General features: G+C 50.7%; 22 protein-coding genes and 3 pseudogenes. 11 read left to right on the forward strand and 14 right to left on the reverse strand.

Features of this window, described 5'->3' with window-relative positions; translation table 11 throughout:
• Positions 1-4: 4 nt before the first annotated feature.
• The 3 genes from ACNFHO_RS01450 to ACNFHO_RS01460 all read right to left on the reverse strand — a co-directional run bounded on the left by ACNFHO_RS01450 (position 5) and on the right by ACNFHO_RS01460 (position 3,161).
• Positions 5-877: a branched-chain amino acid ABC transporter permease gene (locus tag ACNFHO_RS01450; RefSeq protein ID WP_416764886.1), complete on the reverse strand. Its 873-nt coding sequence runs from the start codon at positions 875-877 to the stop codon at positions 5-7.
• The gene (locus ACNFHO_RS01455; protein ID WP_416764888.1) at positions 874-2,139 is read right to left on the reverse strand and encodes an ABC transporter substrate-binding protein; all 1,266 of its coding nucleotides are present in this window, start codon (positions 2,137-2,139) and stop codon (positions 874-876) included. Before ACNFHO_RS01455 ends, ACNFHO_RS01450 begins: the two co-directional genes overlap by 4 nt.
• Positions 2,140-2,258: 119 nt before the next feature.
• Positions 2,259-3,161 (reverse strand): SphA family protein, encoded by a 903-nt coding sequence (locus ACNFHO_RS01460; protein ID WP_392502061.1) that lies wholly within the window; start codon positions 3,159-3,161, stop codon positions 2,259-2,261.
• A gap of 500 nt (positions 3,162-3,661) precedes the next feature.
• On the opposite strand from ACNFHO_RS01460, the gene ACNFHO_RS01465 reads away from it, so the two are divergent.
• Together ACNFHO_RS01465 and ACNFHO_RS01470 are read left to right on the forward strand one after the other, a co-directional pair.
• Positions 3,662-3,883: a fumarylacetoacetate hydrolase family protein gene (locus ACNFHO_RS01465; RefSeq protein WP_416765401.1), complete on the forward strand. Its 222-nt coding sequence runs from the start codon at positions 3,662-3,664 to the stop codon at positions 3,881-3,883.
• Complete coding sequence (locus tag ACNFHO_RS01470) at positions 3,822-4,079, forward strand: fumarylacetoacetate hydrolase family protein (protein ID WP_392502089.1); 258 nt, start codon at positions 3,822-3,824, stop codon at positions 4,077-4,079. Before ACNFHO_RS01465 ends, ACNFHO_RS01470 begins: the two co-directional genes overlap by 62 nt.
• 293 nt (positions 4,080-4,372) lie before the next feature.
• Here the strand turns inward: ACNFHO_RS01470 and ACNFHO_RS01475 are convergent, their stop codons facing one another.
• Positions 4,373-5,221: an SDR family oxidoreductase gene (locus tag ACNFHO_RS01475; RefSeq protein WP_416764890.1), complete on the reverse strand. Its 849-nt coding sequence runs from the start codon at positions 5,219-5,221 to the stop codon at positions 4,373-4,375.
• Between the two features lie 558 nt (positions 5,222-5,779).
• Between ACNFHO_RS01475 and ACNFHO_RS01480 the strand changes: the two are divergent.
• Positions 5,780-6,547, forward strand: a pseudogene (locus ACNFHO_RS01480) (transposase).
• A gap of 494 nt (positions 6,548-7,041) precedes the next feature.
• Here ACNFHO_RS01480 and ACNFHO_RS01485 read toward each other — a convergent pair.
• Positions 7,042-7,491: an alpha/beta hydrolase-fold protein gene (locus ACNFHO_RS01485; protein WP_392502088.1), complete on the reverse strand. Its 450-nt coding sequence runs from the start codon at positions 7,489-7,491 to the stop codon at positions 7,042-7,044.
• Between the two features lie 642 nt (positions 7,492-8,133).
• Between ACNFHO_RS01485 and ACNFHO_RS01490 the strand changes: the two genes are divergently transcribed.
• A complete protein-coding gene (locus tag ACNFHO_RS01490; RefSeq protein WP_392502059.1) occupies positions 8,134-8,574 on the forward strand; it encodes a winged helix-turn-helix transcriptional regulator in 441 nt (146 codons plus the stop codon).
• A gap of 141 nt (positions 8,575-8,715) precedes the next feature.
• Here ACNFHO_RS01490 and ACNFHO_RS01495 read toward each other — a convergent pair whose 3' ends face one another.
• Entirely contained in the window at positions 8,716-9,621 is a 906-nt protein-coding gene (locus ACNFHO_RS01495; protein ID WP_416764893.1) for a LysR family transcriptional regulator, read from the reverse strand.
• Positions 9,622-10,062: 441 nt separating this feature from the next.
• Entirely contained in the window at positions 10,063-11,928 is a 1,866-nt protein-coding gene (ilvD, locus tag ACNFHO_RS01500; RefSeq protein ID WP_416764895.1) for a dihydroxy-acid dehydratase, read from the reverse strand.
• Positions 11,929-12,648: 720 nt separating this feature from the next.
• Between ilvD and ACNFHO_RS01505 the strand changes: the two genes are divergently transcribed.
• Complete coding sequence (locus ACNFHO_RS01505) at positions 12,649-13,632, forward strand: bile acid:sodium symporter family protein (protein WP_392502056.1); 984 nt, start codon at positions 12,649-12,651, stop codon at positions 13,630-13,632.
• Between the two features lie 50 nt (positions 13,633-13,682).
• On the opposite strand, the pseudogene ACNFHO_RS01510 reads toward ACNFHO_RS01505, so the two are convergent.
• A pseudogene (locus ACNFHO_RS01510) lies at positions 13,683-13,885 on the reverse strand (transposase); the annotation flags it as partial.
• A gap of 16 nt (positions 13,886-13,901) precedes the next feature.
• Between ACNFHO_RS01510 and ACNFHO_RS01515 the strand changes: the two are divergent.
• Positions 13,902-14,325 (forward strand): annotated as a pseudogene (locus tag ACNFHO_RS01515) (IS66 family transposase); the annotation flags it as partial.
• Between the two features lie 285 nt (positions 14,326-14,610).
• Here ACNFHO_RS01515 and ACNFHO_RS01520 read toward each other — a convergent pair.
• Positions 14,611-16,008, reverse strand: coding sequence for a tyrosine-type recombinase/integrase (locus ACNFHO_RS01520; protein WP_392502055.1), 1,398 nt, complete (start codon positions 16,006-16,008; stop codon positions 14,611-14,613).
• A gap of 448 nt (positions 16,009-16,456) precedes the next feature.
• Here ACNFHO_RS01520 and ACNFHO_RS01525 point away from each other — a divergent pair, with 448 nt between their 5' ends.
• Positions 16,457-17,359: a hypothetical protein gene (locus ACNFHO_RS01525; protein ID WP_416764897.1), complete on the forward strand. Its 903-nt coding sequence runs from the start codon at positions 16,457-16,459 to the stop codon at positions 17,357-17,359.
• Positions 17,360-17,399: 40 nt separating this feature from the next.
• On the opposite strand, the gene ACNFHO_RS01530 is transcribed toward ACNFHO_RS01525, so the two are convergent.
• The 3 genes from ACNFHO_RS01530 to ACNFHO_RS01540 form a co-directional block, all read right to left on the reverse strand.
• Entirely contained in the window at positions 17,400-17,981 is a 582-nt protein-coding gene (locus tag ACNFHO_RS01530; RefSeq protein WP_416764898.1) for a hypothetical protein, read from the reverse strand.
• A gap of 14 nt (positions 17,982-17,995) precedes the next feature.
• Positions 17,996-18,355, reverse strand: a complete 360-nt coding sequence (locus ACNFHO_RS01535; RefSeq protein WP_416764900.1) for a histone-like nucleoid-structuring protein, MvaT/MvaU family — start codon at positions 18,353-18,355, stop codon at positions 17,996-17,998.
• 71 nt (positions 18,356-18,426) lie between these two features.
• Positions 18,427-19,497 (reverse strand): hypothetical protein, encoded by a 1,071-nt coding sequence (locus ACNFHO_RS01540; RefSeq protein WP_416764902.1) that lies wholly within the window; start codon positions 19,495-19,497, stop codon positions 18,427-18,429.
• Between the two features lie 419 nt (positions 19,498-19,916).
• Between ACNFHO_RS01540 and ACNFHO_RS01545 the strand changes: the two genes are divergently transcribed.
• The 4 genes from ACNFHO_RS01545 to ACNFHO_RS01560 all read left to right on the forward strand — a co-directional run bounded on the left by ACNFHO_RS01545 (position 19,917) and on the right by ACNFHO_RS01560 (position 23,622).
• Complete coding sequence (locus ACNFHO_RS01545) at positions 19,917-20,276, forward strand: hypothetical protein (protein ID WP_416764904.1); 360 nt, start codon at positions 19,917-19,919, stop codon at positions 20,274-20,276.
• Positions 20,277-20,290: 14 nt separating this feature from the next.
• On the forward strand, positions 20,291-21,709 hold the full coding sequence (locus ACNFHO_RS01550) for a relaxase/mobilization nuclease domain-containing protein (RefSeq protein WP_416764906.1): 1,419 nt from the start codon (positions 20,291-20,293) through the stop codon (positions 21,707-21,709).
• Between the two features lie 63 nt (positions 21,710-21,772).
• Complete coding sequence (locus tag ACNFHO_RS01555) at positions 21,773-22,507, forward strand: HNH endonuclease signature motif containing protein (RefSeq protein WP_416764908.1); 735 nt, start codon at positions 21,773-21,775, stop codon at positions 22,505-22,507.
• A gap of 410 nt (positions 22,508-22,917) precedes the next feature.
• Entirely contained in the window at positions 22,918-23,622 is a 705-nt protein-coding gene (locus tag ACNFHO_RS01560; RefSeq protein ID WP_416764910.1) for a hypothetical protein, read from the forward strand.
• A 622-nt stretch (positions 23,623-24,244) separates the two neighbouring features.
• Here the strand turns inward: ACNFHO_RS01560 and ACNFHO_RS01565 are convergent.
• Complete coding sequence (locus ACNFHO_RS01565; RefSeq protein ID WP_416764912.1) at positions 24,245-24,967, reverse strand: hypothetical protein; 723 nt, start codon at positions 24,965-24,967, stop codon at positions 24,245-24,247.
• Positions 24,968-25,334: 367 nt separating this feature from the next.
• Positions 25,335-25,649 carry a helix-turn-helix domain-containing protein gene (locus tag ACNFHO_RS01570; protein WP_416764914.1) on the reverse strand — a complete coding sequence of 105 codons (315 nt, stop codon included), beginning with the start codon at positions 25,647-25,649 and terminating at the stop codon, positions 25,335-25,337.
• Between the last annotated feature and the right edge of the window lie 16 nt (positions 25,650-25,665).

Raw genomic sequence — 25,665 nt, forward strand, 5'->3', positions numbered from 1 at the left:
CCCCTTATTGATGGCTGGCGAACAGCAGACGGTTGTTGCGTTGCAACCAGAAAATGGCGAGCACCGCGAGGACGAACGGCGTTGCCGAGCGATAGGGCGATAGTGCCGGCAGCAAAGTGCACATCGACTCGATCACGCCGATGCACAGCCCGGCGGCGAGGGTCAGCGACAACGACTGCAAGCGGCCGATGATCGCCGCCGCCAGCGCCGGGATGACCAGGAAGGTCAGTGCCCCGGCATCCAGCCGGACCAGCGCGGCCAGCAGAATCCCGCTGATGCCGGCCATCACCCCGCTGATCGACCAGGCCAGCACCTCGACCCGGATCACCCGGATTCCGACGATGGCCGAAAGCTGCCGATGGCTGGCCAGGGCGCGCATGAGCAAGCCGATGCGGGTTCTGGCCAGAAACAGCGTGATCGCGGTGGTCAGCAGCAGGGTGGCGATGAAGGCCAGCAGTCGGGTCAGGGTCAGGCGCACGCCCATCAGGTTGAACGCTACGCCATCACTGGGCAGGACCAGCCGGCGCGGGTTGGCCGGCCACAGGCTGTACAGCAGACCCAACAGGATCAGCAGTACGCCTAGGGTCGCCATGGCCTTGATCACCGGTTCACGGTGTTCGAGCCGTGGCGAGATCAGCAGGCCATAACCCAGGGAAATCAACCCGGCCACCGCGACCCCGAGCAGCCAGCAAAGCGGCGCGAACCCGCCCCACTGGCCCAGTTGCCAACTGATCAGCGCCGCTGCCGCGCCAATAGCGCCGTAGGCCAGATTGAGCACACCCGTGGCACGGTACAGGAGCACCAGGCCCACTCCGGACAGCGCATAGATCGAGCCGATTGCCAGGCCCGCCAGGAGAAAGATCAGATAGCTGTTCACGCGTCTTTTCCCGATTCGGCCTGACGATAGATCGCCGGAATCTCGACCTCGAAGCAGCCTTCCAGGTCGCTGTAGCCGAGCTCTTTGACCTGCACCATCATCCCGGCGTGGTTGGCCATGTGCTTGTCGCCGGAGCCAAAGGTCCAGGGCGCGCAGAGCAGGTCGGTGCGGTAGTTCTTGACGCTTCGCAGGGCTTCTGTGACCGAAGCCCGGTCGATCTGGTTCGGGTCCAGTGTGCGTAGCGCCTCGACGAAGATGTTCGCGGAGACGAATCCGGCCTGGGAGAAGGTATCGATGCGATTGCTCGCCCGGCTGTCGCCCACCCCGTATTTGCTCATCAATGCCCGCCAGCGTTTGGCGTCCGGGCCTTGGCCGTCGAGACGGGTCAACTCGATCTGCACCGCCAGGTGACCATCCCAGTAGTCGCCCAGGGCTGCGGGAATCTTGTTGTCATAGAGCGGGGTGGCCGCAATCCACTTGTACTGATCGCGCAGGTTCTGTTCCTGAGCCGCCTTGAGTACACCCAGGCCAGCGCCTGCTGGCAGGTTGAGTAGGATGGTATCCGGGTTGGCTGTCATGGCTTCGAGGATCACCCCGGTGAAGTCCGCCGCCGCCGGATCGAAGACTACCGATACACCTTCGAGGCCTTGCTGCTTGAGCCAGTCATTGACCGCATCGCAGGACCAGACGCCATTGCTCGGGATGTTCAGTCCGATACAAGCAACACGCTTGCTGCCTTGTTTGCGCACCGACCACTGCGCCGCGCCGAGGTTGCTCGGCAGCGGGCCCTGGTTGGTGGTCGCGATATTGCGTGCTTCAAAGCATTCGCGAACGGCACAGCCAGAGGCCATGGAAATGACGTTTTCCTGTTCATAGAGCCTGGCGTTCACCGACATTTCGATAAAGCTGGCGCTGCCGACCAGGGCGACCACCTTGCGGTCCTTGACCAGTCTGGACGCCGCCTGGGCGGCGGTTTCCGGGTTCCACTTGTCGTCTTCGATAGCGTACTCGATGGGGCGGCCACCGATCCCGCCGTTGTCGTTGACGCATTTGAAATAGGCACGGACGGCGGCGGCGGCCGAACTGAAATCATCCGGACCGGTCTTTCCGACGATGGCACCGACCAGGATGGGCGTGCCGCTTGCGGGGGCCGCACCGGACGGGCCACAGAGTGTCGGTTCGGCGGCCAGCACCTGGCATCCGTACAGCAGGCCGAGCAGGGGCAGCGAGCGAAGCCAGGTTTTCGAGATCACGGTTTTCATAGAGTGCTCCACAAACAATAGGCGTAGGCATCCCCGGGCAGGCGAGCGCCCAGGACGTGGTCACAAGGCCGCAAGACTGCGCTTACGGTCTGGAATCGGGTTTCATGTAGTGGCTGAGGTCAGAGCGGGAAGACCAGCTTCAGCCAATATGCATCGCCTTCGGCGCGGTTGCGCACGTTGCTTTCCTGTTGCCATTTGGCACTCAGGAACCAGCCCTTGCCGCTGTCGTACTTGACTGAAGGACCGATAGCGAATGCTCGGCCTTTGTTGTCCGTGAGTTGGTCACCGTCGACGCGGTCGTCGGTGGTCTGGCGATAGAAATAGCCGCCCACGCCGACCACCCAATTGGGCGATACCGCCCAGCCGACGGAATAGTCGAAGTGGAATTCCTGCCCGGAGCGATAGTCCGTGGCACGGTTCTCCATGTTGAAGTCGTACTTGATCTTGATGTCGGCGTTCAGACCCGTAGGGTCGATGTACGAGGCCGCGACGACGGGCTCGATCACCCAGTAGTTGCGCCCGATATTAGCCAGATCATTGCGGTCGTATTCACCGGTCGGGGCTATCACGTCGAGCGCGACCAGCGTGTGCAACTTGTCGCTCGGATGAAAGCCCAGGGCTGAGCCGAAGTACATGTCACCCAGGCCGCGCTTGCTCTGGGACTGGCCGTTGAGATCAATCTTCATGTCCACCAGGGGCATGATCGAGTGAAACGCCAGCGCTCCCCCGAGTAGCGTCTGCTCGGTGACCCAGATCAGCCGCGGCGAAATGGCATCGGCCTGTACCGAGAAGTCCATCGGCACCTTGTCGCCACGGTTGTCACGCAGTGAATCGGCGCGATAGTGGCTTCCGAAGATCTGAGCGTAGAAACCTGGTGGCGGCATTGCCGCGATCGCCCAGTTGTCCGAGCCCATCGGTGCGCTTGAACCTCCGCCTTCGGTGGCCATAGTGGCTTGACTGGAAAGTAATGCAAAGGAGGATAGGCAAGCGAAACGCAAAGCGTTGAGACGTGGCATTGACATGATCAGTGTTTCCTTATTTTTGTTTTTTTGCCTTGTCGGCAGGTAGTGCGATATCAATTCTCATGCCAAATCCATGAGGCTGCGAAAAGCTAGTAAAAGGTCCTAATAAACAACAGCTTGTGCATGAGGAATGAAACGATCTAGCTCACCAGAGACAGGCCTTGATCAGTATTTTCTTAAGGAAAATAGACACGCTAACTAAGTTTTAACGCTGCATAAGGTGCGGACATTAGGCGCTGTATGAAAAGTGGTGTCGTACACTCCGCCGCGAGCAGACCAATGTGAATATCGCCGTTAATTTGTTGCGAGCTTGAAGTAACAGGTTGCCAGGCGGCGATGCTCCTTTAGCCGGCTAAGCAGGCGCTCAATGTCGGTATTGGAGCTTGTCGAATAGATTGGGCGAGCCGGGCTTCGGATTCTGCTTCATCGCGCTATAAATCACCCGCCAGCTGTACTATGAGGCAGAGCTGCCACTGGTCATCGGCGAGGGTGGTAAAAACATTTCCAAAGCTGATTCCCTGAACCAGGTCTACCGCAACACCGTGGTAAACCATGTCAGTACTCGCGACCTTCAAGTTCGTCACCAGCGGTGTGATCTATGTAAGTCGCGAGACGCCTTCTGTCCAATGGGGCCTTGGTTGTTCACCGCTGACGAGCTTGATGGTTGCAAGAGCCGCGTACGTTGCTGGTCAATGGCGAGCTTCGCAAAGATGGCCGATTGAAAACATGATCTTCGATATCCCAACGCTGACCGAGAACTGCTCGCGTGGCATCACCCTGGGTCTAGGTGACATCATTGTGACCAGCACCTCTGCTGGCGTTGGGATGGGCTTCAATCCACAACGTTTCCTGAAGTCGGGAGATGTCATACGGATTGAGATCGATGGTCTCGGCGCTATCGAAAACGGCTTCGAGTAATTTCGCAACAGTGTTATGTTGGTGAGGTTTTTTCCGCCTTACGGAGCGATCTTCTTGCTTCGGCCTTCCGAAATTCGTCGTCAAGCAGGTTGGCAAGAGCAACCCATTGCTGCATTAAGCCATATCCCGATGTAAGATTTTTTTGCGAGGTCAGAGCAGTCAGTATTCCCGGTGTTGTGAAGTCGGATAGAGCTCAGTAGCCTTGAATAAAACGCGATCCATGGGAATAGGATCCCAGAGAATCGTTAGGCCATTTTAGTCAAGGCTATGCAAGGCACTAGCACCTCTGCTAATCAGGCCTTAAGGGACTCTGCGACAACGACGGCTAAAGGCGTGGTGGGTCGCTGCAGCAGCCGTGACAGTTGGTGTCCATCATCGAATAGCCCGTCCTTCGATGCACCAGTGTCCCAGGATGCAAGCCCTTCCGCCAAAGTTTCGGGCAAGCCAGCTCCCTTGAGAGCAGCAGCGTAATCAGCTTCGGCAATATTGGTATAGGGAATGGAGCGATTGGTCTGCTTGGATATTTCCAAAGCAAGCTCGGTCAGAGTATAAGCTTCATCGCCGGCTAATTCGTAGACCTTACCTGATTGATTTGGGCTGGTAAGGACTACAGCGGCTGCCTCGGCGTAATCGGAACGAGGTGCTGACGAAATCCGGCCTTCGCCCGCGCTGCCATAGAAAGCCCCATTGGCCAACGCTGCTGGGATCGCCGCGGTATAGTTTTCTGTGTACCAGCCGTTGCGAAGAAGTGTATACGGCACACCCGATGCTTTCAGCGTGGCTTCAGTCTGGATATGTTCTTCAGCCAGATTCAATGGTGAGGTATCCGCATGCAGCAAGCTAGTATAGACGATAAGCTCAACCCCGGCCTTTTTCGCTGCTGCGATGACATTCTCGTGCTGCGGCACGCGGTGTCCCACTTCGCTGCTGGAAATTAGGAGTAGCTTTTTCACACCACTAAGTGCCGATTCAAGTAACCCGGGTTTGGTATAATCAAATGCCCGTGTCGTGACTCCAAGATCAGAAGCCTTGGCAGGGTCGCGCACCAGTGCAACGATGTCAGTTGCGGGCAATTTGCGCTTTAGTTTCTCGATTACAAGTCGTCCAAGGTGGCCGGTCGCCCCTGAAACTGCGATAGTCATAAAAATAGCTCCTCACATGATTGGAAATAACCGCTGAGTTGAGTATCTACAAACAAATAGCGTGGTACCTACATAATTATGGTGCTTGATGAGGCCTCAGTATTGGCTATCGAACGACAATGAACTAGCATCAGCCACTCACCGTTTTTAGCGGCTGCCGCTTCTCGCAAAATTAAGCCGGGTTGATGCGCGACATGTTCGCTTCCTGCAGCGCTATCTACCCCAGCGAATTCGGCGTAGCTCACACCGTTCTTCATAGCAAGGGTAGCCACCTCAATAGTGGTTTTTCTGCTATTGCGGGTTGTGCGCTCGCGTGTGCAGTAAGTTTAAAAACAACGCACACGGTAGCGATAAAATAAGGTAGCTTGGATCGACTCATAGATATTCCCCTTCATTTCAGTAAACCGACTGCTCGGTTGAGTTACGTGGACAGCGTTTACACATTACATCCGCTGCTCGTTTTTTGTAAGTACTTACAACAATGTAAGCCATAAGAAATCCTGAAGAAAACTTCCCAAACCTAATGAAATACGCCGATCCCGTTGCCCGAGTTCTCCGATGAAGCAGATGACCTTCTCTGACGCCGAGTGCGCCGCTAAGCGCAAGCAAACCCGCAAGGAATTGTTTCTGATCGAGACGGATCAGACGGTAACGTGGAATGGGAGCCCTGATTGAGCCGCATTATCCGAAGGGCGATGCTGCGCGTGCACCTGATGCAGAACCGGTTCGGCTACAGCGATCCGGCGATGGAGGAAGCGTTGTACGAAACCACCATCCTTCGCCAGTTTTCTAGGCTGAGCTTGGAGTGGATCCCTGACGAAGAGACCTCACTTCCGCCACCTGCTTGAAAAAACATGAGTTGCCGTCTGGAATTCTGGCCGTGATCTTCTGCTATCTGGGGGATCGCGGCCTGTCGCTGTGCCAGGGCACCATCGTCGATGCCACACCGACCCACGCACTACGTTCGACCAAAAACAAGGACTGCAAGCGGGGTACGGAAATGCCCCAGACTAAAAAGGGCAACCAGTATCACTTCGGCGCGAAAGCCCACATTTGGCAGATCGTGGCTGGGCGTAGGTCCTACAAGAAACACGGCAAGCGCAGTGCCTTGTGCAAGGCGCTGCGCAAGATCGAGAAGGCCAAGGCCCAGGCCGTGCCGAGGTTGAACACCTATTCCGCGTGGTCAAACGGCAGTTTGGCTATACGAAGGAGCGCGTCCGAGGATTGGCCAAAAATGCGCCGCGGATGGTGACGCTGTTTGCTCTGTCGAATCTGTGGATGGCCCGCCGACATTTGCTGGCCAGCGCAAGAGAGGTGCGCCTGTAATGCGGAAAGTGGCTACGATAAAGTGCTGGCGGTACCAAAAAGGTAGGAAAGCGCGGCTGATTTGAGTGGTTCGGATCAGTGGGCGCTTTTGAGATCGGCAGATGCTGAAGTTAGCCATAGATGCATGTCTACGTCAGATCAGCCTTAGATGTACACTGATTTTTTTACTTGGAGCTATCGTCTATACTGCGCGCGGCACTACGACGGTTCGCGAGTAATATTGGTCAATCAGTCAGACCAAAGCCACGTCAAAGCTGAATCGATTATTTCAGCTAAGTGCACATAATTATGTCCTCCCGGACCCTGTATGACTATAAATTTATAGTCACGGTACTCGAATGATGAGGCGAGTTGCTCATTGGCAAGCCACCAGTCACCAAAAATCGTACTAAGATCATTAGTGCCGTCTTGTAAATAAATTTTCAACGGTTTTTTCTCAGATTTTCGGACTAAATTGATATAAGTATCTCCTCCTCGGATCCCAACATAGCTGCCTATCGCTGATATGACTTTTCTAAACTGATCGGGCCTATGCCAGGCCACGCCAAGGCGGCGACGCCTCCCGAGCTTGCGCCCATTATGCCTCTATCGTCCGGGTGGTCGCTTATGTTAAATCTTGTTCTCAAGGCCGGAATTATTTTATTGGTCAAGAAGTTCGCATAATCTACGGACGCTGTATCATACTCCAGGCTGCGGTTGTCAGTCCCGCCGTAATGTGGATAGCCCGGGCCGTTGATAGCTGGATCGATGAATGCAAAAATCAATTGAGGAATTTTCTTTTCAAAAAATAGACGATCCAAGATGGGCGTAATCGGAAAAGAAAATGGGGACAGCCGATGGTTCAGGAAACTACTACCATCAAGCACAAACATGATCTTTGAGTTTTCAATTTCTCCATCAAATGGGATGTAAGTCTGAACTTTATATTTTTTACCTAGATAAATTTTTTGCTTTCGATGTTAAAAATTTAAATGGTCCTTTAGGGATATTTGTCGAGAGCGAAAATCTTTCGGTATTTGAGCAAATCGCTTCTGTCTTTAAGTGCTCTGCAACATCTTTGTCTGTTGTCCCGGGAAACTCATTTCGTAGAATATGTTCAAGGTTGTTAATAGTTGTCTCTGACAGGGTGGCAATAGTCTTGGGGACCTAAGGGTGTCGAACTTAACGATTTGAAACGGGTGCCAGAAGTCGTATGTGTTTCTCCTCCGCGAACCGCAACTTGCTGGTCAGCCGGTGACTAAATTTCTTACCATAGATCAACTGTAGCGTTTGCATGGTGTCTAATGGTGCGTGCAAGGACTCAGAATTGTCTCAGACCATCCGTCGCACCTCGACGCGAGGATGGCTCGCCGCTTCTGAAGGGCTGCATAGTGTAACGATTATTGGCGCAATGCCTTTTAGATTACGTTTTTCAGTAATGAACGGCCTAAGCGAGTAGTGGGGCGGTGATTTCAATCGTCACAGCAGTGCTCTTGTAGGGTGGGGAGAAGAAGAATATACACCCTATGCCCTTTCTAAACCTTTCGTAAGTGCTTACAAACAGGTAACCTTAGAGCGGTTTTTTTTGATCAAGCGAGCTTATATCGATGGAAAGAGACAACACATCTGTAAACCCAGAGTCGAGCCCCCTCACCGAAAAGCTCTTGCGAGGTGACGTGATGGCTGCCGCGTGCCCATCTCGCGAAATTCTCAAGCATCTGACAAGTCGGTGGGGCGTTCTTGTCCTAATCGCACTTCTTCCTGGAACACAGCGCTTCAGTGATCTGCGTAGACGTGTCCAAGGCGTTAGCGAACGCATGTTGGCTCAAACGTTACAATGGTTGGAAAAGGATGGAATGATTGATCGACATGTGTTCAACACCGTGTCACCACACGTAGAATACACACTGACGCCTTTAGGTATTTGTGCAGCCGAAAAAGTTCGGGATATTGCAGACTGGATTGAGTCTAATTTGGCAGAGATAGAGCAACTACGAGAGCGGAAGGCTTCACTTCATGCAAAACCAAAAGGCGACCCTTTATCGTGAATAATAATAAGGTGGCTGCAGAGCTGCCACGCTTTCTGGTGGAGCACTCCCGTGAATTAACAGAATGCCAGTCTGGCTGCGAACTCTACGGATGCCTTACTAAAGTATTGTATCGCGTGTAAACTGAATCGGATGAGTATTTTATACATGGTCTGAAAGCTTAATCAGTGCGCGCACCGCAGGTGATTCTGCATAGATGTTCCAGGCTATAGCTGTATCTACAGTCAGGCAAGTGCCGTGCAAGTAAAAATATGCTACACCCTCTCGGTTCAGATTTGCCATTGATTCGGGCACTAACGCATACCCCATGCCTTGAGAAACCAAACTTATTATTGTTTGCATTTGGATCGCCTGTTGACCCAGTAAGGGTTTCAGTCCGCGAAGTTCAAAATAACTGTAGATTAAATCATGGAGGCCGGGGCAAGTTTCGCGTGGAAACATTATTAGTGGGTGTTCAGCAAGTGCGCTTAAGTTGATGGTTCGGTTTGATTCGGCATGGAGTGTTTTCGCAGTGTCTTGATGGACAGCTGCAACGAGTGGCTCTGATCTAATTTTCTTAGACGCCAGTTCGCTAGGGAGCGTCGACCCGCTTGCTGGAATTATGACCCCGACATCTATCACTCTATCAAGCAGGTCTCGAATCTGGACGTCTGTAGTAGCTTCTTTGAGAATGAGTTCAACCTGAGCGAAGTTGTTCTTATAGTTTGCCACGAGGTTGGGTAGCAAGCTATAGACCACACTGCTAACGAAACTCAGTCGGATTGTTCCGATTTCGCCTCTCTGCAGTCGATATGCTATGTCTGGAAGGCCTTCCAGTGCAGAAATCACCGCCTTTACATAGGGTAGCCAAAGTTTTCCGATCGGGGTAAGCGCGACATTTCTTTTATTGCGCTCAAATAATTTGAATTTGAGGCTTTCCTCTAGGTCAAGGATGCTTTGACTGAGCGGCGGCTGAGTCATACTCAAGCGCTCGGCAGCTCGACCAAAATGGAGTTCATCAGCAACAGTGATGAAATGTCTGAGCTGTCTAATATCTTTTGTATTCATGGTCGTATTGCCAGTCTTTTGTATGTCGTGAGTTTTCAGCCCTCTATCTAGAGCAATATGGGCTTGGAAAGATATCCTTGTGAGAGTAGATATATTAAATATTATCTCCTGTACCTGAGTTGCTATACGATTTTGGTGCTTTAGGGGTGATCATTTTCGTGATCGCTGCTTTGACTCAAACTGAGAGTTCAGGGTAGAGCCAAGCGATGGTTCGCACAAGGTGCTTACACAAAGGGTAGTGGGGGCGATTAAGGAGCTTCCAGCTTAGCTCTCGACATGATGGCTGGGCTGTGTGGAGGCAGAACCATTTTGCGCTAGGGGATATACAGGGTTCGTGAGTTTTAGGACGGACCGAGCAAATATGGGTTACTCATCAATACTGATTATGAATATAATATATGCTCAGCCCTGTTTTAAGGTATATGTCTAGTAAAAAAGCGTCTACTTCAAACGTGTTTTTCCTGTTAGTTGATGCACGTCCCGGACAGCTCCTCTGGAAGCATTCGTTGTCAAGGCCGCATAAGCTAAAAGTGCTTCAGAGACGTGGCGCAAGCGTCGCTCTGGCTGCCAGGCTGAATCATACTGACTCAGTCTATCTTGGCGCCGCTGTTCCAAAACCCTGTTGCTAACTTTCAAAGTGATTGATCGGTTAGGAATATCTATGGAAACCAAATCACCATTTTCAATGAGTGCTATCATGCCTCCTTCAGCGGCTTCTGGTGATATATGTCCAATTGATAGCCCCGAGCTGCCTCCGGAGAAACGACCGTCCGTTAATAAAGCACATTTCTCGGCCAAGCCCTTTGACTTTAAATAGCTGGTCGGATACAGCATTTCTTGCATTCCAGGGCCACCTTTGGGGCCCTCGTAGCGCACGACGACCACATCCCCCAATTTAACTTGATCTTCAAGGATTCCTGCAACGGCACTCTCTTGGCTTTCATAGATGATAGCTCGCCCCTCAAAGCGCAACATCTCTGGCGCAACACTAGCGGTTTTGACAACGCATCCTTCTGGGGCTAAATTTCCGAACAGTATGGCGAGTCCACCATCTTGACTAAACGCATTTTCACCGTCTCGGATCGCTCCGATCTTACGATCAGTATCTAGATGATCCCATCGTCGTGTTTGGCTGAAAGCTGTTTGGGTTAGACGATTACCAGGCCCAGCCCGATAAAAATCATGGACATCTGCAGCTTGTGTGCGCTGAATATCCCATTGGTCTATCGCAGCGCCGAGACTATTCGCGTGGACGACCGGAACATTGGTGTGTATAAGATTTAGCCGATCAAGCTCCCCGAGCAAGCCAATGACGCCACCTGCCCGGTGAACATCCTCAATGTGCACAGTGGTGCTGGATGGAGCCACTTTGCAAAGCCAAGGCGTACTTTGGGATAGGCAGTTAATATCTTCTAAGTTAAAGTCGATATTCCCCTCCCTAGCAGCAGCAAGAAGATGCAAAATAGTGTTGCTCGACCCACCCATGGCAATGTCAAGACGCATTGCATTTTCAAATGCTTCGCGACATGCAATGTTTCGCGGCAGGGCTTGATCATCATTTTGTTCATATCGTCTTCGCGTAAGCTCTACTATCAAGCGTCCGCTACGGCGAAATAGTTGCTCACGATCTGCATGGGTTGCCACTAAGGTGCCGTTTCCTGGCAGTGCTAAACCGAGAGCTTCAGTTAAGCAATTCATCGAATTAGCAGTGAACATACCTGAGCAAGACCCGCATGTGGGACAAGCAGCGCGCTCGACTGCATCGACCTCTTCGTCGCTGTATCGGCTGTCTGCGGCAATTACCATTGCATCTACGAGATCAAGTGTCTGATCTTTTCCTTTGATGTTAAGTTTTCCTGCCTCCATAGGGCCGCCAGAGACAAATACCACGGGTATGTTTAAGCGCATAGCAGCCATCAACATACCTGGCGTGATTTTGTCGCAATTTGATATACACACCATCGCGTCTGCACAGTGCGCATTAACCATATATTCGACTGAATCTGCGATTAGATCGCGCGATGGCAAGGAGTAAAGCATTCCACCATGCCCCATCGCAATACCATCGTCTACAGCAATTGTGTTAAACTCTTTGGCTACACCGCCGGCACTCATTATCTCGCTGGCGACTAGCTGACCCAGATCCTTAAGGTGGACGTGTCCAGGCACAAACTGCGTGAAGCTATTGACAACCGCGATGATCGGTTTCCCAAAATCTTCGTCCTGCATTCCAGTGGCACGCCAAAGGCTGCGAGCACCAGCCATGTTACGGCCATGTGTGGTGGTACGAGATCTGTAAGCTGGCATAATGGCACCATCTAATTGTTATTGAGTCTCTAGGCTAGCTGCTGCAAAAACCGTTTTGAAATATATTATTGAAGCCAAACTAGGTCGCCCAGCCTATAAGTCGCGCCCTTTTTAGCCGGATCCCCTCAGATGCTCTGCGGTCGTCAGTGGCGACCACATAAATATATGAATTAAATCAGGGGGTTATGTAATTTTTCTTAGGGTGCGCTAGGTTTTCTACTTCCAATCTCATGCAGCCTCTACCCCCCCCCTCATTCTGGGCGATCTGACTTCCGTACGCCGGCTCACTCAACTCGGCTCGTTAGCCGCACATCCTCCCGAAAGCAGATTATCTAGCTCGGAGCTGCCTGGCACTCCCCATCGGTACAGTTAGCTGGCACTCATAGGTTAGGCAACCTTGTTCGTCTTCAATTATATATTTCTTCTTTCGTTTGGTTTGCTTTACCTTAACGTAAACAAGAGCATAAGAGCGAGGTATACCAACATGAAGCCATCTACCACGTCCAGTAGTCGGAATAAGCAGGTATTTTGGTTCTCTTCGCAGCGGCGATTTATCTTAATTGCTCTCATGAATAGTCGCCCTGCAAAGGACTTTTTCAATATCGTTTGGCCGAACTCTGAGTAGGCGTACTTAAGAATGCTGCTTGGCTATTAGCCGATTGCAAGTGTCGTCGCAGAGAAATTTTTCTAAAGTCCACATACAATAATAAAGGATTTAGTATGCGCGCTGTCATAGTTATCAGTAAGTTTTTGGGTAATACTTTTGCCTACTGGGTGCTGTTATTTGCAATTTTAGCTTATGTAATACCTGATTGGTTCGTTTTTCTGAAGCCCGCCATCATTCCGCTACTTGGGTTGGTGATGTTCGGCATGGGCCTAACCTTGAAAACAGATGACTTCTCAGAGGTGTTGCGTCACCCAGGTAGGGTAGCGCTTGGGGTCATAGCGCATTTTGTAATCATGCCCGGTGTTGCTTGGGTGCTTTGCCAGATTTTCAATCTGCCACCGGAAATCGCGATTGGCGTCATTCTGGTTGGGTGTTGCCCCAGCGGAACTTCATCTAATGTAATGACTTGGCTCGCAAAAGGAGACTTGGCATTGGCGGTAGCAATTGCTGCAGTTACCACGTTGGTAGCCCCGTTGCTTACTCCCGCTTTGATTTGGCTTCTTGCCTCTGCCTACCTTGCAGTTTCGTTTGCTGACATGCTCTTGTCGATAGTGCAGATGGTTATTTTACCAATATTCTTGGGGGTTCTTGCTCAAAAGGTGCTCGGCGCGAAAGTTCAAGGCGCCATTGATGTTCTTCCACTGGTCTCAGTAATAAGCATTGTAGTTATAGTAACAGCTGTGGTGTCTAATAGTCAGGTAAAAATCGCTGAGTCTGGGCTGGTCATACTAGCCGTTGTTATTCTTCATAATGTATTTGGATTTGTATTTGGCTATATCACTGGTGTTGTGTTTAAGCTTTCACTTGCACAACGTAAAGCTCTTACGCTGGAGGTCGGCATGCAGAACTCTGGCCTGGGTGCTGCACTCGCGAGTGCGCATTTTTCGCCACTAGCGGCGGTGCCAAGCGCACTGTTTAGCGTTTGGCACAATATTTCAGGCGCTGTTTTATCTACCTATTTCAGAAAAATGGTTGATGAGGATGCTGTGACTACTCAACCCGTTACTAGCGAAAATATCGACCAGCGCCCACTGTAGAAAGCTTGTTTGCGGCCTCGACGCCTGAGGCCGCAATTCCCTTCGGCTGGATCGTTGGGAAAAATCCCTACGACATCGGTGCGGCGTTTGATCTCGGCGTTGAGCCGTTCGAGTGGGTTGGTGCTGTGCAACTGCTGGCGGTGTGCCTCTGGAAATGCCATGTGCGCCAATACTTCATCCTCGCAGCCATCCATGAGCGTCGCGATCTTGGGATATTTTCGCGCAGCTGATCAGCGACCAAACGCCATTGCTGATGGCATTCGGCGCGGCTGAGCGATGAAGATCGGTGGCGAATACGTCAGGAGTTGGTGGTACCGATCAGCAAAACACTGCATGAGTGGATATTGGCTCAGTGCGACCTGGTACCCAACGGATCAGCCACGGCCAAAGCCCTCGATTACAGCCTAGAACGCTGGGTAGCGCTGGCATGCTACCTGGACGATGGAGCTGTGCCCATCGACAACAATCAAGTCGAGAACCAGATAGAGCCATGGGCACTCGGGCGCTCGAACTGGCTGTTTGCCGGGTCGATGCGCAGCGATAAACGGGCTGCTGCGATCATGAGTTTGATTCAGTTGGCGCGTATGATCGCGATGATCCGTATGCTAATCTCAAAGATGTTCTGACAGGGCTGCCGACACAGCGGGCCAGTGAGATCAGGCAACTCTGCCGCATCAATGGGTACCGGTTTGACGTACGCAAGGTGAGGTGGGCGGACGCTTACCCAAGGAGCCCACGGCGGAAATTAGAACTTTCGTTGAAGAGCTTCAATCCAATAGCCGCGAGATCGTCGCAACTATGCATAAGGGTGCAGCGTTTGCGGGAGCAGCGGTGAAAACTCTGCGAATGCCACTGAAACATTCGACCAGATCCGTCATGTGGTAGAAGTGATTACTGATATGACTGTGCAAATTGCCGCTGCATCAAAATAGCAGGGTAGCCGAAGAGGTGAGCCGAAACGCTCCAGTTAGCTTATGATTAGATTTCAGCTGTTGGCTCTCGAAGGATACTTTCAAGACGCTCTCCCAGAATGTTCCATGCCTCATGTTTTTCTTTGGAATAGTCATAATGCAGATAGTGCCGGCGTACCTTTGAGCCTCCCATTAAGTGATTCTGGCAGCGATCAATTATTTCCAGTGTGACTCCTAGCTCCTGCATCATGGTCGCTCCTGTACGACGCAAATCATGCGGAGTCCATTCGCCCTTGTTACCTTGGCTCAGCACCAGAGAGTTATCGTGATGGCGGCCAGACAAAGGCTTACTGCGATTTTTGAAACAGCATTGCCTGTCTCCGATCAGCTTGCTGACTGTTTTGGTATCCACATGACTGCTTTCATGCTTGCTGGGAAAGCAGAACGGAGTGTGGCCAGTTTCCTCTCTAAGACGTTTGAACTGGTTCAGTGCAAATGTTGATAGGAATACATGGTGATCCTGCCGTTTACCCCTATGCCCTTTGGTGGCTTCTGCTGGGACGAACCAAGTGCCTTTCTGCAGATCGATATGTCGCCATTCGGATTTCAGTAGTTCGCCAATGCGACAGAGCGTGCTGAGGCAGATCCAGACTGCGCATTGCACGCGCTGGTTCACAGGTCGGATGCCGGAATATTTCTGGCCAGCGGGTAGGGCATCATAATCTCGCACGAGGCGGGTGAAAATCTGCTGCAGCTCTTTGATTTCGCCACTGGATAAAATCCGATCACGCTGCTCTTGATAGTCATGATCAAGGAGCTTGTTGACGTCAATCAGCTCGGCGGGATTACCGTCGACCATCAAAGTACGCCACGGCTTGCGTTTCTCGGCCCATCGCAGCATCTGACTTATATCCTTGCTGCGAATAACGACGGTACGGTTCAAGCCGCGGGCTTTAACCGAGCGCAGTAGGGAGAGCAGGTCTTTTTCAGTTATGGTTCGCAGTGGTTTATCGCCAATAGCTGGTAGCACGTCTTTGGAGAAGCTGCGACGCAGTTCTGTGTTGCCGTCCTGGCGGGATACCCCGTCGCGCATCCACTCTTCGAAAAGGTCGGTGAGCGTCTTGTTCTCTGCAGCTTGACGTTCGGCTTCCGCAATGGTCGCGGCGACCGCAGCTTGAGCCTCAACCTTAGCTGCCTTTCGGGCAGTGGCGGGTTCTATACCTTTAGTAACGCATGCTCTCACTTCGTCTCGCTCAGCACGAATCTGCATTAATGATTTTTTGGGCCAGCTGCCCAGGCGCTGATCGCGTTTGGCTCCGCCCATTTTGAACTCATAGCGGAATAACGCTGTAACACCGCGCACACCGGCACGGACTTTGGCGGTCAGGCCACCCTCCTCACGGAGCGTTTTGCCATCATCGGCGGGGGTGAGTGCTTCGAGTTGCTTCACTGTGATCTTTGCCAATGTTTACCCCTAGCCAAGGTCGATTGCCTTGGAATTTTGCCCCACTTTTGCCCCACTGGATAGATCGGCTATAGGTGGATACTGGTGGACAGAGATAGATCATAATATAGCGCTGTATGCGTTGTGTTTACTAGCTTGCAGGTGCTCCGTGATGGTCCATATCATTCCATTAAAATTCACTAATTAAGAGCATGGGGTGCAAGGGGTCGAGTGTTCGAATCACTCCGTCCCGACCAAAATACTCCAAGAAATCCAAGGACTTAGCGGTCCTTGGATTTTTTTATGCCTGCATTTTTGTGTGCCCTCGGTTCTAGGGCACACATAGGGCACAACAGCCTGCCAGGTTGAGTGGCGTGTGCCCTGACTCGAATCTCGCTGCCGGGTTTAGGAGTTGAGTCGATGAGATTGTAGAGCCGAAGGGCGCTTGTTTCGCACGTGCAGCAAGGTCATGATTGATCCAGTTTCTGCCAGGTCTGAGATTGATAGGGAAATGACAAATTTTAGGGATTTGGACGGTGACTTCAGTGCGCTGATCGAGCTTATGTCTTGTATGGTCGATGCCCGTGCTGGCAGCTCCATTGCCCATGGCATGGGGTGGCTCAACGACATCCAGACCCTGTCGATCAAGCTTTTTAAGCAGCTCTGTTCTACCAAGAGTCTTGCCGGTGGCTGTGTATTCAAGAGCGCGACAGGCAAGAGTGTCGAGTTTATTGACCAGGGATCGGTGTCAATTCTTGCTCGGGCTTCGGTAGAGACCTTCCTTACACTGCACTGGATTTTCGGATGCCCCACAGAAAGATCACAGTTCAGGCATGCTCTGTGGCAATACGCAGGGCTCAATGATCGCGTGAGCCTAAACACCTCCACCGAAGAGGGACGTGTTAAGCAGGCTGAAGCCAAAGCGCAGCAAGCAGAATTGCTTCGGTTCATCGAACGCTCCCCTCTGCTCACCGAATATACCGCGCGCGAGATCAAGGAACTGAAGAAGGGCAACTGGAGGGTGGGCTGGTCCTGGGGCAGCGAAGCTGTGCGTGCTGGGTTTCACAAGCTGTACTTCGATAATGTCTACAGTCACCTGTGTGGATACTCACACAGCAACTACATCAGCGCTATGCAGATCGGGCAAGCACGAAGCATCGCTGACCAGTCCAAGCTCGCGTCAGCAGGCATTCAGATCAGCATCCATATTCTTGCGCATTTCATCCATCTGTATGCATCTACTTTCTCACAAGCGGCTGACCTGCTAGCAGCTTCTCCGGCTAAGCCAGTAGCTGACCTGTGGCACTTCAAAGCTGAGGATATGAATTTCATTTTCGAGCAAGAAAAAAGCGCTGATCACCAGGTTGAGTGAGCGGCGCTTTGAAGGCTTACAAAGGTGCTTGGAGTGAATGTCAGGCTACTGGGCTAAAGCGGTCTCGCGCTTCTTCCTTGAGCTGAGTGATTGCTTTTGCGAGCCTACCCCGCAGCTTTGCGTCAGGCTTGCACGTAAACGTCTGTTCAGTTGAGGTGGTCACTACGAAGCGCAGCGTCTTTAGCCACGGCTCCCCTTCCCGTAGTAGTAGCGTTCCGAACCTTACGTACCAGCCTTCATCTCCCTCTGCTGGCACGCACCAGCGCCCCTGCTCGCCATGGTGCAGCTGAAGAGGAAGTGGGTCGCTGTCCTGGTTGGTGATCATCTGCGCAAAATGCGTTTTTGTCCTCAAGCCTACAGTCCAGCCAAGGTGAGTGACGGTAAATGGTCTGTCACCCATATTCACGACTTTCAGCTGAAGAGCCGCTTCTTGTATGGCAGTGCCAGGCCCATGGCTGATAACGATGCTGGAGACAGCTGAGCATTTCGCTTTGATTCGACTAGCATCCCTTGCCAATTTCAGCGATAAGCAGACAGCTGCGATTGTGCCGAATGCAGCAAGCCAGTTAGCGAATCCGTTGATGATTTCCCACTCATCCTTCGTGAGGCCGAGGAACTCCATGTCCTATCGCCCCGTCACTGAAGCCAGGATTCAACTTTGTCAGCACCGTACTGGGCCTTCCACTCTTTCAGCAGCCTGTGATTTCCGCCTTTTGTTTCGATGATCTCGCCGTTGTGCGGGTTCTTGTACTGCTTCAACTGGCGCTCTTTGCGCTGCTTTTGAGCGACAGGAGCAGCTCGTTCAGCCTTAGCATGCGGATCGAGGATCAGCTTCACTTCACGCAGCGAGAAGCCGTATTCGGCGAGCAGGTTGCGCAGTTTGCTTTCAAACTCGATCTCGCGCTTGAGGCCATCGTCGTTTTTCAGTGCATCGAGCTGCTTCAGCTGTTCAGCGAGCTGTGCTTCCAGTGCTTTGAATTCAGCGAGTTTGGACATTTAGCTGCATCCTTGGTGTGTTTGTAGGGTTGTCAGTGTATGTGGTGTTGAATGTGTGCTGCTAGCGTCGATCAGATCTTCAGTGCTTGGATCTGAGCGACGATTGCTTCATTGAACTCTTTCGCTAGAGCTACGTCTTGCTTGTACTTCTCAAGCGTCTCTGAAGTGAGTTCAGCAGGTAGCTTTGGAACGATCAGTTGGGCTTCGAGCTGAGCGACGACGCTCTGGATGCCGGGGCTGTACTCTTTTCCGGCTGGCGGAAGGATTCCGACCGCTGTTCCTGGTGCGCCGATGACTACCGATCCCTTGGCTGCCAGGCGTTCGTCTTCGAGTTGCTTTTCGAGCGCCTGGATCTCTGCCTCTAGCTGGTTGTGTAGGCTGCTGAGAGCAACTACGTCTTCTTCAATTTCTCCGCGCTCGGCCTTCTTCAAGCGCATCCCAGCGTCACGGCGGTCGATGCGTGCGTTGTCGAGCATGATTTTGATGCGCTCGACTGCTGGCATCTCTGACATAGCCTGCTCAATGTCGCGCTTCACTTCGTTAATCTCGCGCTCGTAATACGCAACACGTTCACGAGAAGACATTGCCGGCCTGCCGATGCCGTCATATACCGGATTCGACGTGTGATCGATTGCAGCCATGGCATCCTCAAGCGTCTTGAGTTTGCGTCGGAGATGTCGGAACTTGCGCCCGATTTCGCTGATGGCAGGGCGGCCAGGGCCTTTTTGCCGAAGCTTTTCGCCCTTGGTAATGATCTCGTCTTCTGGAGTTGGTTCACGGCCTTCAGCTAGTTCTGCTGTGCGTAGCTCTGTGATGTGGAACAAATATGCGTCTTCGGCACGTTGACGCAGTACAGACAGGGCAACAGGTGGGCGACCCATACGTTTGTTGCCCTGGCGCTCAGCTTCCTGGTCGTCTTCGTCTTTTTCAAGAAGCTCTTGCCACTTCCAATAAAGAGTTCCCGCCCTGTCGATCAGCTTCTGGATCGCGTCTTTTTTGGGTCTCACTGCTTTTCCTCCTGCCTGCTGCTCATCCTGAAGAGCGGGCTTCTGGCCGGTGAATCCACGCCACATTTTTAGTAGCGGATTGTGCGTTTCCGGCTGTGTACGTGACCTGTGATTGATTGCTGCATGTGTACTCATCGCTCTACCTCGCTTCTGTGCATGCCGACGCTGATTCGTATGGCATGTATTGCAGTAGGGAGCGATGAGCGCATGCAGAGGCGCTTGACACTTCACATCCGCTGGCCACCTTCAGCGTTAGCTGGTCAAAAAGCGAACATATGACTGCTGAAGTGGCGTTAAGAAGGGCTCCCCTGCAAATGTAGGAGCCAGATAATAGATGTCAATAAAATAATCAAATAAATTTATTATAACGTCAAGAATTAGATTAGTTTAATGTTATAATATTTTCATTGACACGAAATGCAAGCTATGTTTGACCCCCGCACCAAACCTCGTTCCTCGGTTTGATGCGGTGCTCAAACGGCTTGTGCTCAAACCCTTCGGGTTCTGCGCGAGTGGTCAAAAACGCCAAATAAAAATAATAAGAAAGGTGAGTTATGGAAAAGGTAAAAAACAAGGGCGGTCGCCCAAGAAAAGATAACCCGAGGACTGTAGTGTCAGAGGTATATCTGACCCCAGACGAGGCGGATGAGCTTAGAGCTGCTGGAAAAGCATACGGCTTCGCCTATCTGTCACAGTTCCTACGTGTCGCTGCATTTGCACTTATAAAGCAAAAAAGCATCGGCTTAGATTCAAGGTCGTCAGTTCTGGCATCACATCTCGGTGCGATCATGTCAGACATTAATTCGCTGCATGACCTCTCAAGCAGCCCTGGCATGCCTGAAGCCGCATTCCTCATATCTGGTTCAGTGCAGGAAAAAATAAGAAATTTGAACAGCCTCATACAAGAACAATAATAAAAAGGTGATTTATGATTGGTAAAATTAAAGAGTTTTCAAAGACGTTTCGCGAGCGAATAATTTACGAGTTTGCCGCTCGTCAGTGTGACCGTGAAAAAATCAAGCATGTCGAATTCATCGGCGGGAACCTGGTCTCAGCTAATCCATACTATGAGTTCACCGAAGCAGGGGAGCGCAAGGTGTTTGTAGACCCAGAGCAGATCATTGAGGAGTTCGAGAATCACACGGCAATGTATAAAGGTGACAGCGACAAGCTGTGTGCTCACTATATTCTTTCCCTCGCCCCAGGCGAGAAGCTAACCAGCAGTGAATGGTTGGTGGCAGTCAACGACTACATGCGGGAGCTAGGCTACGACAGCTCTACGAAATACGTAGCCGTGGTGCATAGAGACACAGATAAAGAACACGTACACATCGTCGCTTCTCGTGTACTTCTCGTGGATCGCGACCCCAGCAGCCAGCGTGCCGCCCTGGGGGCAAATTTCCAACTCGTTTCTGACGGTAACGACAGGCGCAAAGGGATGAGTGCTGCTCGTGAAATTGAGCACAAATACGAACTCTCTACGCCGAAAACTGATGGCTGGAGCAAAGAGCTGGCTAGTCATTCAGATCCTGCTAAAGATCATGCCCATATCATACGTGGCATCTCGAAAGACGTATTCAAAGCTCCTAGCAGACCCCACACCATGTCGCAGCTTGTTGATCGCATGGCTGAGCGCGGAGTCCAAATTCGCGTTTCTGAAAAGAATGGTGCAGTCCAAGGGATTAGCTACCGTCTTGATCGTCAAGACGGCCGATGGATCTCTGGCTCTACAATTATGTCCACAAAGCTCACTTGGAGCGCACTGCAACGAAATGGTGTTGATTATTCGCCGTATCGTGACAACGCAAAGCTTGGAGTAGGACTTGGTATAGCTCAACCATCAGTGCAACCTGCTAGCGATGACGGTGCGTTATTCCGCCTTTACGCAAAGATACCCAATCAAACTAAAGAACTGAGGCAATATGTGAGTAAGCGCTCCGCACGCATGGGTTTTTATAGGGGGGATGACAGTTTTTCAACTTACTTGGGCCTCAATGTGGGCGTGAGCTTTTCTTTTAGGAAGCTAAAGAAGACCGAGGTCGAGCTTAAAAAGGAGCGCAAGCGATTAGAGGAGTTGCTCCGTCAAACAATGAAAATGATTGAGAGCATACTAAGAAACATTTTTTCAATGGATGATGTGTTTATCGATTTTCAGGCTGATGTCGGTGACTTAGAAAAGCCTGCACTAAAGCTGAGTGTTTGTGTTGATGATTTCCTTCTGGCACATGACACAAGCGATGAAGTTTTCGCTCAAAGCCATCGCCAGCTGGCGGTGCTTGCTGAGCTTTGCGCTCGAAGCCATGGGGCGGCCCCGACCCTTCCTGGGCGGTCTATCGCTGAGGTGTAGGACATCTGGTCAATACGAGGCCCTTTCGGCATTATGTGCTTGTGGAGGCCTCCGAGGCCTTTGATGAAATCTCTAGAAAGGTGGAATATGGCTGGGACGTACGATCAAAGCAGACCAAGCATTCCTGAGCCAGTGCGCAGAGAAGTAATGGTTGAAGCAAATCATAAATGCACCATACCGAACTGCAATAATCTATATTTTGATATTCATCATATAAACGAAAACAGGGAGGATAATCGCCCTGCGAATTTAATTGTGCTTTGTACTGAGCATCATAGAATGGCTCATGACAATAAAATTGATCGTCTTGCTCTGCCGATGTATAAGGCTAATCTGCGTAAAGATGTTTCTTTTTCGCAGTTTTCTCGCTCTTCAGAAAGTGATCGAGCTTACAGGTTTAAAGAAGAGCTATCTAGGATTCTGAGCTTTAACAATGAAGGGGAAGTGATTCACATCTTGACCGATGCCGGTTATGATTTTCCCATAGAGGTTTATAATAAGGCAAAGCGATTCATTGAAGATGGGCGATATTACGAGCAAATCTTGAGGTCTCATGATCCTGAATTAAGGGTAGCTCAGGATTTAGTGGTTCAGTTGCTGGCTCAAGTAACAGACCTTATCGATTCTCCAAGATATACGCCCATAGCTTATGATTATAGATATATACCTTTTGCTCAGCCTGGGACAAAAGAGTATGACAAGGAGATATCTGATCAGATAAAGCTGATCGATGGTCTTCTGCGAAAAATATTTCATTTGCTCGGCGAAATTTCAAACTACTCATCGATCAGATTGTGATGGGAACCAATTAGACGAAAAAAAGCCCCAACTGCGATTTCTCAAGCGAGTTGGGGCTTAGCGCTCAGATATGCTCCAGCAGTGGATTGCATCCAAAGTCGAGACTTAAGTTCTTAAATAAGTAGAAGGGAGAACACGGCCGCCGAACTTTCCCGGCAGTCAGAATCATGAATTTTTTTGGTCGTGCGGCCTCTCTTCTTTAGTTATTATAAGTTCATTCTTCGTCTTGCGCAAAAGTATTTAATAGTATGCGCTAACTTATCTTATTTGTTTTCTTTGGGTAAAAATTACCTGTTGCGTGATAATAAATTGTTTGCTTGTTGAGGTATTGCGCGTTTTTTGAATATAATTGTGTTATTATTATAATAAATAACAATTACAAATAGTGGTGATAATGGATGTATATTCGTATGAGTCAGTATTGCGATAAAGTTGTTGTGCTAAAGTCTGTTTCTGTGTCAGTGGAAGCCTTTGACTCTAGCGGACAACCTCTCAAAGGTGTTCGTAAAAATACTACCGTGCAGGTGGCCTCATTTGGACTGGATGATCCCATTCGCCATCCTGAAATCTCGGACGATAAGGTCGCACAGTTCGAAGCGTGGAGGGAGACTCAGAAGCAACGTATTGAGGATGCGTTCATCGACAGTGCAGTCGATGGCAAGCTAGGTGGCGTTCCGTTGCTGAAGACGAGGACCAGCATGGGAAATCCGGCCTTCAAGGTCGGTGAGTTCAGTGGCTTGATCAGCAGCGTAGTCGCGTTGGAGCCAGGTGTAATGAAAGCCGTTTTGGTCGGTGGGGAGGGTGCGACGGAGCAACAGGATACCAGCTCGGCTTTGCTCGATGATATGGTTACCAAAGAAGCGATATGCTCGCGTATCAGAGAGATCACCGAGGGCATAATGCGATATCTGCATATTACGAATCGAAAGGGCATAGAGATTTTTCCGCTTGCAGATACGCTCGATATGCGTGCTGCATGGACCGCATTAGGCTGTGCCCTTGACAGCAGAGGTATTGGCCACAAAAAGGTGACCGGCGATATGGATGGCCGCAACGCTGCGAATGAAGGTCTAGAGATCTTCAACGAGATCAAGAAGCATGTTCAAGAGGTATGAAAGAAACAAGTCCATACATATACCTGCATCTGTAAGGACTTTGCTCTCGGGCATGGCTTGACTGCTGCCGTTTTACAGTCTTCTATGTTCTGGGTTTGAGCAGCTTCTGCCCAATCGCCAAGTACTTTTGTATCAGCTGTGTATCCCAATTTGACACAGGAAGTCACGATGCTCGGGACAGTCGCCAATTAGGCTTAGGATTGTGTGCTGATCATAGGCGTAAGAGGTATAGTTGAAAATGTTCGGTCTTGGTATGCCGCGCCCGGATTCGTAGACGATGATGCTTTGAGCCATTTTTACATCGTATATGGGCAGGCCAGGCTTGAAATCTTGCGGCCCTGTAATATTGTCTGTATAAAATAATTCAATCCGGAATTTTTCAATATGCTTCCCATGATTTCTAAGAAGATCATATGTGCAGTAAGCGTACATTTTTTCATCATCGAGATCGGCGTAAATCTTTAGAGACTTGATCATTTTCTAGTTGGCAGTGGTTTAGGTTTCCATAAATTATATCCAGAAGCAATGAGGAATACAAACTGTGGGGTGGGGGCCAGTGGTTAGCCCGCAGTCTGCACAATTCTCTAGGCTGGCAGGTAAAAACATGGCACTGCTGGTTGGATCAACAGTGGGCTAAGAAGTCTCTGGGGTATTCACAAGAATTTGAAAATCGATCGAATAGCCAGTATTTGGGTTGCTGATTCAGAATTTCTTCAAAATTGTCGAGTCCGCGCGTGTAGTACTCATAGTCTTCTTTGCAGTCCTTTATGGTTTCGATAAGTTTATCGATGTTTTCCAGGTCGTCTGTGGTTTGTGATGCTGACAACAAAGTATTCTTGAGGTTTGAGATTTGCTTGTCAGTTAAGGTGCGCAGTGTTTCGTAATATTCGCAGTGGCCTAGTTCGCATAATAGGGTTGAAGACTTGGATATGAACTTGTCGGTCTCCGGTGTTGATATTTCGACAATTTTTCGAGTGTTCGTATGAATGATTACTCGCGCACCATCGCCGACTATAAGGCAAATATAAGAGTTTGACTTGGGGAGTAAATCTTCTCTGATGGCGATTTTGCTGCCTGCGTCTGATATTTTTAAGATTTGGGATTCATATGGGAATTTAGGGCTTTCTTGCTCCTCGGTTAGAGCTTTTGTCACGTATGCCTCTACAGCGGGTACGCCTGCGTCTGGTATTGCTTCAATTACGTCCAGGGTAAAGCCGATACTTATTGGGTATCCTGCTTTTTCACATGCGTTTTCTAGTATGACTCTGACGGTAAAACTTGAGTAATGGTTAAGCAGCTTAAGCGTGTTAAGGGCGATTGTGTATCTTGCTTCAATAAGGTTCATTAGCGGTTTCCAACTGTGCTTATCTTGCTATTGTTGACTCCAGAAAAATATTAGTCAATAGTTTGTTTTAAAGTGTACAGATGTTTCAGTACGGAGATCTTTGTCCGATGATAGGTTTTAAATGTAAGGAGCTAAAGTCGAATTAAGGCTTGGTGGTGGCTGGAGTGAAAATGTAAACCGGCACTGTAAAATTGCTGAATACGTCTGACCTTACCAATTGGTTCTGTCTATATCGAGCTGTAGTACGCAACGTGTTATGTCTGGCTTTCAGAGATGAGGGGAGGGCGAAGTCAGTCCGAAGAGAGCGACATTCCTCAGACACGAGGCCTGCACTGGCCGTAGGCCGTGGGCTGGCCCACGAAATGTCTTATTCGTCTTTGGTCACCGTCTCGGACTGCTCAATTAGGTCTCGCTGTAGCTGCATCCGCACCTCGCCCAACAGCTCGTCGAGGCTTCGACTTGGCTCGCGCCGGAGGTAGCACAGGATCACGAGTGTGAGCGGTGCGATGCTCATCACTTTCGCGAGCGAGTCGATGGTCTCAAGTGTCGGAGACCGCAGACCCCGTTCGAGCAGGCTGACGTACTCCCGGCTGACCTCCGGAGGGAAATCGTTCTGCGCCAGATCGGCATGCATCCGCAGCTCTCTCAGCGCTAACGCGAATGCTTCTTTCAGATCGCTCACGAGCGCTCTCCGCAAA

The sequence above is a fragment of the Pseudomonas sp. NY15374 genome (genome assembly GCF_048068255.1).
GTDB lineage: Bacteria > Pseudomonadota > Gammaproteobacteria > Pseudomonadales > Pseudomonadaceae > Aquipseudomonas > Aquipseudomonas machongensis.

Bases quoted from the DNA above. Each gene is read 5' to 3' on its own strand.
- ACNFHO_RS01455 (WP_416764888.1), bottom strand. From the start codon at position 2,139: ATGAAAACCGTGATCTCGAAAACCTGGCTTCGCTCGCTGCCCCTGCTC.
- ACNFHO_RS01460 (WP_392502061.1), bottom strand. From the start codon at position 3,161: ATGTCAATGCCACGTCTCAACGCTTTGCGTTTCGCTTGCCTATCCTCC.
- ACNFHO_RS01470 (WP_392502089.1), top strand. From the start codon at position 3,822: ATGGTTGCAAGAGCCGCGTACGTTGCTGGTCAATGGCGAGCTTCGCAA.
- ACNFHO_RS01475 (WP_416764890.1), bottom strand. From the start codon at position 5,221: ATGACTATCGCAGTTTCAGGGGCGACCGGCCACCTTGGACGACTTGTA.
- ACNFHO_RS01490 (WP_392502059.1), top strand. From the start codon at position 8,134: ATGGAAAGAGACAACACATCTGTAAACCCAGAGTCGAGCCCCCTCACC.
- ACNFHO_RS01495 (WP_416764893.1), bottom strand. From the start codon at position 9,621: ATGAATACAAAAGATATTAGACAGCTCAGACATTTCATCACTGTTGCT.
- ilvD (WP_416764895.1), bottom strand. From the start codon at position 11,928: ATGCCAGCTTACAGATCTCGTACCACCACACATGGCCGTAACATGGCT.
- ACNFHO_RS01505 (WP_392502056.1), top strand. From the start codon at position 12,649: ATGCGCGCTGTCATAGTTATCAGTAAGTTTTTGGGTAATACTTTTGCC.
- ACNFHO_RS01525 (WP_416764897.1), top strand. From the start codon at position 16,457: ATGATTGATCCAGTTTCTGCCAGGTCTGAGATTGATAGGGAAATGACA.
- ACNFHO_RS01530 (WP_416764898.1), bottom strand. From the start codon at position 17,981: ATGGAGTTCCTCGGCCTCACGAAGGATGAGTGGGAAATCATCAACGGA.
- ACNFHO_RS01535 (WP_416764900.1), bottom strand. From the start codon at position 18,355: ATGTCCAAACTCGCTGAATTCAAAGCACTGGAAGCACAGCTCGCTGAA.
- ACNFHO_RS01540 (WP_416764902.1), bottom strand. From the start codon at position 19,497: ATGAGTACACATGCAGCAATCAATCACAGGTCACGTACACAGCCGGAA.
- ACNFHO_RS01545 (WP_416764904.1), top strand. From the start codon at position 19,917: ATGGAAAAGGTAAAAAACAAGGGCGGTCGCCCAAGAAAAGATAACCCG.
- ACNFHO_RS01550 (WP_416764906.1), top strand. From the start codon at position 20,291: ATGATTGGTAAAATTAAAGAGTTTTCAAAGACGTTTCGCGAGCGAATA.
- ACNFHO_RS01555 (WP_416764908.1), top strand. From the start codon at position 21,773: ATGAAATCTCTAGAAAGGTGGAATATGGCTGGGACGTACGATCAAAGC.
- ACNFHO_RS01560 (WP_416764910.1), top strand. From the start codon at position 22,918: ATGAGTCAGTATTGCGATAAAGTTGTTGTGCTAAAGTCTGTTTCTGTG.
- ACNFHO_RS01565 (WP_416764912.1), bottom strand. From the start codon at position 24,967: ATGAACCTTATTGAAGCAAGATACACAATCGCCCTTAACACGCTTAAG.